Here is a 4,596-nt window from a genome sequence, read left to right as displayed (position 1 = left end):
ACGCTTGTCGCTGACCACCTTGCCAATCAAGGTGCGCTTGAGGGATGTTTTAGCTTCCGTCATTCAGTTGCTCCTTATTTGGCGGGTGTTGCTGCTTGCTTCTCACCAAGAATGGTCTTGGCGCGAGCAATATCGCGGCGCGCAGAGCGCAGCGTAGCGGTGTTGTTGAGTTGTTGCGTGGCTTTTTGCATACGCAGGCCAAAGTGGGCTTTTTGCAGCGCTTTGACTTCCGAAGTCAGTCCGGCAACGTCCTTGGTCCGCAGTTCAGCAGCTTTCGTCATTTCGATATCTCCTGAATTACTGACCAATCATGCGGGCCACGAACGTGGTGCGCAGCGGCAGTTTGGCAGCAGCCAAACGGAACGCTTCACGAGCCAGTTCTTCAGGCACGCCGACGATTTCAAACACGATTTTTCCGGGCTGGATTTCAGCCACGTAGTACTCGGGATTGCCTTTACCGTTACCCATACGCACTTCAGCAGGCTTTTGGGAAATCGGCTTGTCCGGAAAGACACGGATCCAGATACGGCCGCCACGCTTGACGTGACGGGAAATCGCACGACGTGCGGCTTCAATTTGACGGGCCGTCAGACGGCCACGGTCGGTGCATTTGAGACCGAAGTCACCGAACGCCACCGAGTTCCCTCGTGTGGCGACGCCGGTGTTGCGGCCTTTTTGCTCTTTGCGGTATTTTCTGCGAGCGGGTTGCAGCATGGTTTTTCTCCGTTATTCCGACCGATTACTCGGTCTTGGCACCGTCAGCTGCTGCAGCTGGCGCGGCTTTTCGGACGCGCTTAACGGTGGTGGTTTTCGGGGCTTCGGCACCTGGGGTAGCCTCGGCGGGTTTGTCGCTGCCATCGGCAGGCGCGGTGTTGGTTCCGCCTACGGGGCCACGCGCGGGGCGGGCAGCGCCACGGGGAGCCGGACGGTCGGTGCGCTCACCTGGGCGGGCATCGCGGCGGGGGCCACGCGGCTTGCGCTCTTCGTCAGCCACTTCAACCATCTTGGCGCCGGTGCCGTCGTTGCGGCCAAGCGTGTCACCCTTGTAAACCCAGACCTTGACGCCGATAACGCCGTAGGTGGTCTTGGCTTCCGAGGTGCCGTAGTCGATGTCGGCGCGCAGGGTATGAAGCGGCACGCGACCTTCGCGGTACCACTCGCAACGAGCGATTTCAATGCCGTTGAGGCGGCCGGACGACATGATCTTGATGCCCAGGGCACCCAGACGCATGGCGTTTTGCATGGCGCGCTTCATGGCACGGCGGAACATGATGCGTTTCTCAAGCTGTTGGGTGATGCTGTCTGCGATCAGCTTGGCATCAATTTCAGGCTTGCGAACTTCTTCAATGTTCACGGCGACCGGCACGCCCAGCTGGCGGCTCAGCTCTTTTTTCAGCGCTTCGATGTCTTCGCCTTTTTTGCCGATCACGACGCCCGGACGAGCCGAGAAAATCGTGATGCGGGCATTCTTGGCGGGGCGCTCGATCAGAACGCGCGACACCGCGGCATTCTTCAGCTTTTTCTTCAGGTACTCGCGCACCTTGATGTCTTCGGCCAGCATGCCGGCAAAGTCACGGTTGCTGGCGTACCAGCGGCTGGACCAGTTGCGGCTGATGGCAAGGCGGAACCCGGTTGGGTTGATTTTTTGTCCCATATCCTGTCTGCCTTTAGTTGCCAACCACCACGTACACATGGCACGTGGGTTTGCTGATGCTGTTGCCGCGGCCTTTGGCGCGCGCCGAGAAACGCTTGAGCGTGGCGCCTTGCTCGACGTAAATGGTTTTCACCTTCAGCTCGTCAATATCGGCGCCATCGTTGTGTTCAGCGTTGGCGATGGCGGACTCAACCACCTTCTTGATGATTCCAGCAGCTTTTTTCTGCGTGAAATTCAGGATGTTGAGCGCTTGATCCACTTTTTTACCCCGGATCAGGTCAGCGACCAGACGGCCCTTGTCGACCGACAGACGAACGCCCCTGAGGGTTGCACGTGTTTCCATGGTCTTTCCTTACTTTCTCACAACTTTTTTGTCAGCCGGATGACCTTTGAAAGTCCGGGTGAGTGCGAACTCGCCCAGCTTGTGGCCAACCATTTGATCGGTGATGTAGACCGGCACGTGCTGCTTGCCGTTGTGCACGGCAATGGTCAGACCGATGAACTCGGGCAGGACCATGGAGCGACGCGACCAGGTTTTGATCGGCTTTTTGTCTTTGTTGGTAACCGCTTTATCAGCCTTGGCTACCAGGTGATGGTCGACAAAGGGACCTTTTTTGAGTGAACGTGTCATTGCCTGGCCTTACTTCTTGCGACGCGAAACAATCATCACTTGCGTGCGCTTGTTGTTGCGGGTGCGGTAGCCTTTGGTCAGGTTACCCCATGGGTCGACAGGATGGCGGCCTTCGCCGGTCTTGCCTTCACCACCGCCGTGCGGGTGGTCAACCGGGTTCATCACCACACCGCGAACGGTTGGGCGAATACCCATCCAGCGCTTCACACCGGCCTTGCCGAGGCGGCGCAGGCTGTGCTCTTCGTTGGCAACTTCACCAATCGTGGCGCGGCACTCGATGTGGATCTTGCGCACTTCGCCGGAGCGCATGCGCACCTGGGCGTAAGTGCCTTCGCGCGCCAGCAGCGTTGCCGAGGTGCCGGCGGAACGGGCGATTTGCGCGCCCTTGCCGATTTGCATCTCGATGCAGTGAATCGTCGAGCCGACCGGAATGTTGCGAATCGGCAGCGTGTTGCCGACGCGAATCGGGGCTTCCGAACCACTGATCAGCGTGGCACCGACTTCAAGGCCGCGCGGGGCGATGATGTAGGCGCGCTCGCCGTCGGCGTAGCAGATCAGCGCAATGTGGGCCGTGCGGTTGGGGTCGTACTCGATACGCTCGACCTTGGCCGGAATGGCGTCCTTGTTGCGCTTGAAGTCCACCACGCGGTAGTGGTGCTTGTGACCGCCGCCCTTGTGGCGAACCGTGATGTGACCGTTGTTGTTGCGGCCAGACCTCTGGAACTGCGGCTCCAGCAGCGGCGCGTAAGGCTCACCCTTGTGCAGGTGGTCACGCGAGATCTTCACCATGCCGCGCATACCCGGCGAGGTGGGTTTCATTTTAATGACAGCCATTACGCAGACTCCCCACCGAGGTTGAGTTCCTGACCGGGCTTGAGCGTCACATAGGCCTTGCGCAGGTTGTCCCGGCGGCCCACAGATTTGCCAAAGCGCTTGGTCTTGCCTTTGATATTGAGGACGGCAACTGACTGGACGTCGACCTTGAACATCAACTGCACGGCGGCCTTGATTTCAAATTTCGTTGCATCCTGCAGCACCTTGAAGGTCACTGAATTGCTCTTTTCAGCAATCATCGTGGCTTTTTCAGACACGATGGGCGCGACCAGCACCTGCATCAGACGACCTTCGTCGAATTTGGTCTTGGAGTTCACGGCGCTCATGCGAACATCTCCTTGAGTTGGTCCATGGCGGCCTTGGTGACCAGCACCTTCTTGTAGTGAACCAGCGACACCGGATCGGCGTAACGGGGCTCCACCACGAGGATGTTGACCAGATTGCGCGATGCCAGGTACAGGTTTTCATCAACCACATCAGCGATGACCAGCACCGAACTGAGGTTCATGGCCTTGAATTTGTCAGCCAGGACCTTGGTCTTGGGGGAATCCACGGCCAGAGAATCAACCACAGCCAGGCGGCCTTCGCGCGCCAGTTGCGAGAAGATCGACGCCATGCCGGCGCGGTACATCTTCTTGTTGATCTTCTGCGTGAAATTCTCGTCGGGCATGTTCGGGAAAATACGTCCGCCTCCGCGCCACAGCGGGGAAGAAGTCATACCTGCACGTGCACGGCCAGTACCTTTTTGCTTGAAAGGCTTCTTGGTCGAGTGACGGACCTGCTCACGGTCTTTCTGGGCACGGGTACCCTGGCGGGCGTTGGCCTGGAAGGCCACGACCACCTGGTGCACCAGGCTCTCGTTGTATTCGCGACCAAACACGGTATCAGGCACGTCCACTTTGGACGAAGCCAGACCCTGGTCATTCAGGAGTTCGACCTGCATCAGTTCGCTCCTTTTGCGGCGACGGTGGGTTTGGCCTTGATGGCGGCGCGAACCGTCACAAAACCGCCTTTGGAACCAGGCACAGCGCCACGAATCATCAGCAGCTGACGGGCTTCGTCGATGCGCACGATGTTGAGGTTTTGCGTGGTCTTGGTGACGTCACCCAGGTGGCCCGTCATGCGCTTACCAGGAAACACACGGCCAGGATCCTGCGCCATACCGATGGAGCCGGGCACGTTGTGCGAACGGCTGTTACCGTGCGACGCGCGCTGCGAGCTCATTTTGTGACGCTTGATGGTGCCGGCAAAGCCTTTACCAATGGAAGTGCCCTGCACATCCACCAGCTGGCCCACCGCAAACACGTCAGCCGCAGGCACGACAGCACCGGCAGCGTATTTGCCTGCGACGTCAGCCGTCACGCGGAATTCTTTCAGGATTTCACCAGCTTCAACGCCTGCTTTCGCAAGGTGGCCGGCGGCCGGCTTGGTCACGCGCGATGCTTTGCGCGAACCAAACGCCACTTGAAGGGCGTCA

General features: G+C 59.0%; 9 protein-coding genes and 1 pseudogene. All 10 read right to left on the bottom strand.

What is annotated here, in order from left to right:
- Window positions 1-63, bottom strand: a pseudogene (locus RMO23_RS08735) (30S ribosomal protein S17); the annotation flags it as partial.
- Window positions 64-74: 11 nt separating this feature from the next.
- Window positions 75-281: a 50S ribosomal protein L29 gene (gene rpmC / locus RMO23_RS08730; RefSeq protein WP_309680553.1), complete on the bottom strand. Its 207-nt coding sequence runs from the start codon at window positions 279-281 to the stop codon at window positions 75-77.
- A 16-nt stretch (window positions 282-297) separates the two neighbouring features.
- Window positions 298-714, bottom strand: a complete 417-nt coding sequence (gene rplP, locus RMO23_RS08725) for a 50S ribosomal protein L16 (protein ID WP_309680551.1) — start codon at window positions 712-714, stop codon at window positions 298-300.
- Between the two features lie 25 nt (window positions 715-739).
- The gene (gene rpsC, locus RMO23_RS08720) at window positions 740-1,654 is read right to left on the bottom strand and encodes a 30S ribosomal protein S3 (protein WP_309680549.1); all 915 of its coding nucleotides are present in this window, start codon (window positions 1,652-1,654) and stop codon (window positions 740-742) included.
- Between the two features lie 13 nt (window positions 1,655-1,667).
- Window positions 1,668-1,997: a 50S ribosomal protein L22 gene (gene rplV, locus RMO23_RS08715; protein ID WP_007866508.1), complete on the bottom strand. Its 330-nt coding sequence runs from the start codon at window positions 1,995-1,997 to the stop codon at window positions 1,668-1,670.
- Between the two features lie 9 nt (window positions 1,998-2,006).
- On the bottom strand, window positions 2,007-2,285 hold the full coding sequence (gene rpsS / locus RMO23_RS08710) for a 30S ribosomal protein S19 (protein WP_309680540.1): 279 nt from the start codon (window positions 2,283-2,285) through the stop codon (window positions 2,007-2,009).
- Window positions 2,286-2,294: 9 nt separating this feature from the next.
- On the bottom strand, window positions 2,295-3,119 hold the full coding sequence (rplB, locus tag RMO23_RS08705) for a 50S ribosomal protein L2 (RefSeq protein ID WP_309680538.1): 825 nt from the start codon (window positions 3,117-3,119) through the stop codon (window positions 2,295-2,297).
- Window positions 3,119-3,445: a 50S ribosomal protein L23 gene (gene rplW / locus RMO23_RS08700; RefSeq protein WP_309680536.1), complete on the bottom strand. Its 327-nt coding sequence runs from the start codon at window positions 3,443-3,445 to the stop codon at window positions 3,119-3,121. Before rplW ends, rplB begins: the two co-directional genes overlap by 1 nt.
- Entirely contained in the window at window positions 3,442-4,062 is a 621-nt protein-coding gene (rplD, locus tag RMO23_RS08695; protein WP_309680535.1) for a 50S ribosomal protein L4, read from the bottom strand. The genes rplW and rplD overlap by 4 nt, the downstream gene beginning before the upstream one ends.
- Window positions 4,062-4,596: 50S ribosomal protein L3 (gene rplC / locus RMO23_RS08690; protein ID WP_309680533.1), on the bottom strand; the 535-nt coding region annotated here is incomplete at its 5' end. The genes rplD and rplC, both read right to left, overlap by 1 nt.

Origin of the sequence: Polaromonas sp. (assembly GCF_031411155.1) — a bacterium.
Lineage (GTDB): Bacteria > Pseudomonadota > Gammaproteobacteria > Burkholderiales > Burkholderiaceae_C > Polaromonas.
The sequence above is the reverse complement of the archived record's forward strand: the minus strand, read 5'-3'. Positions and strand labels throughout refer to the sequence as shown.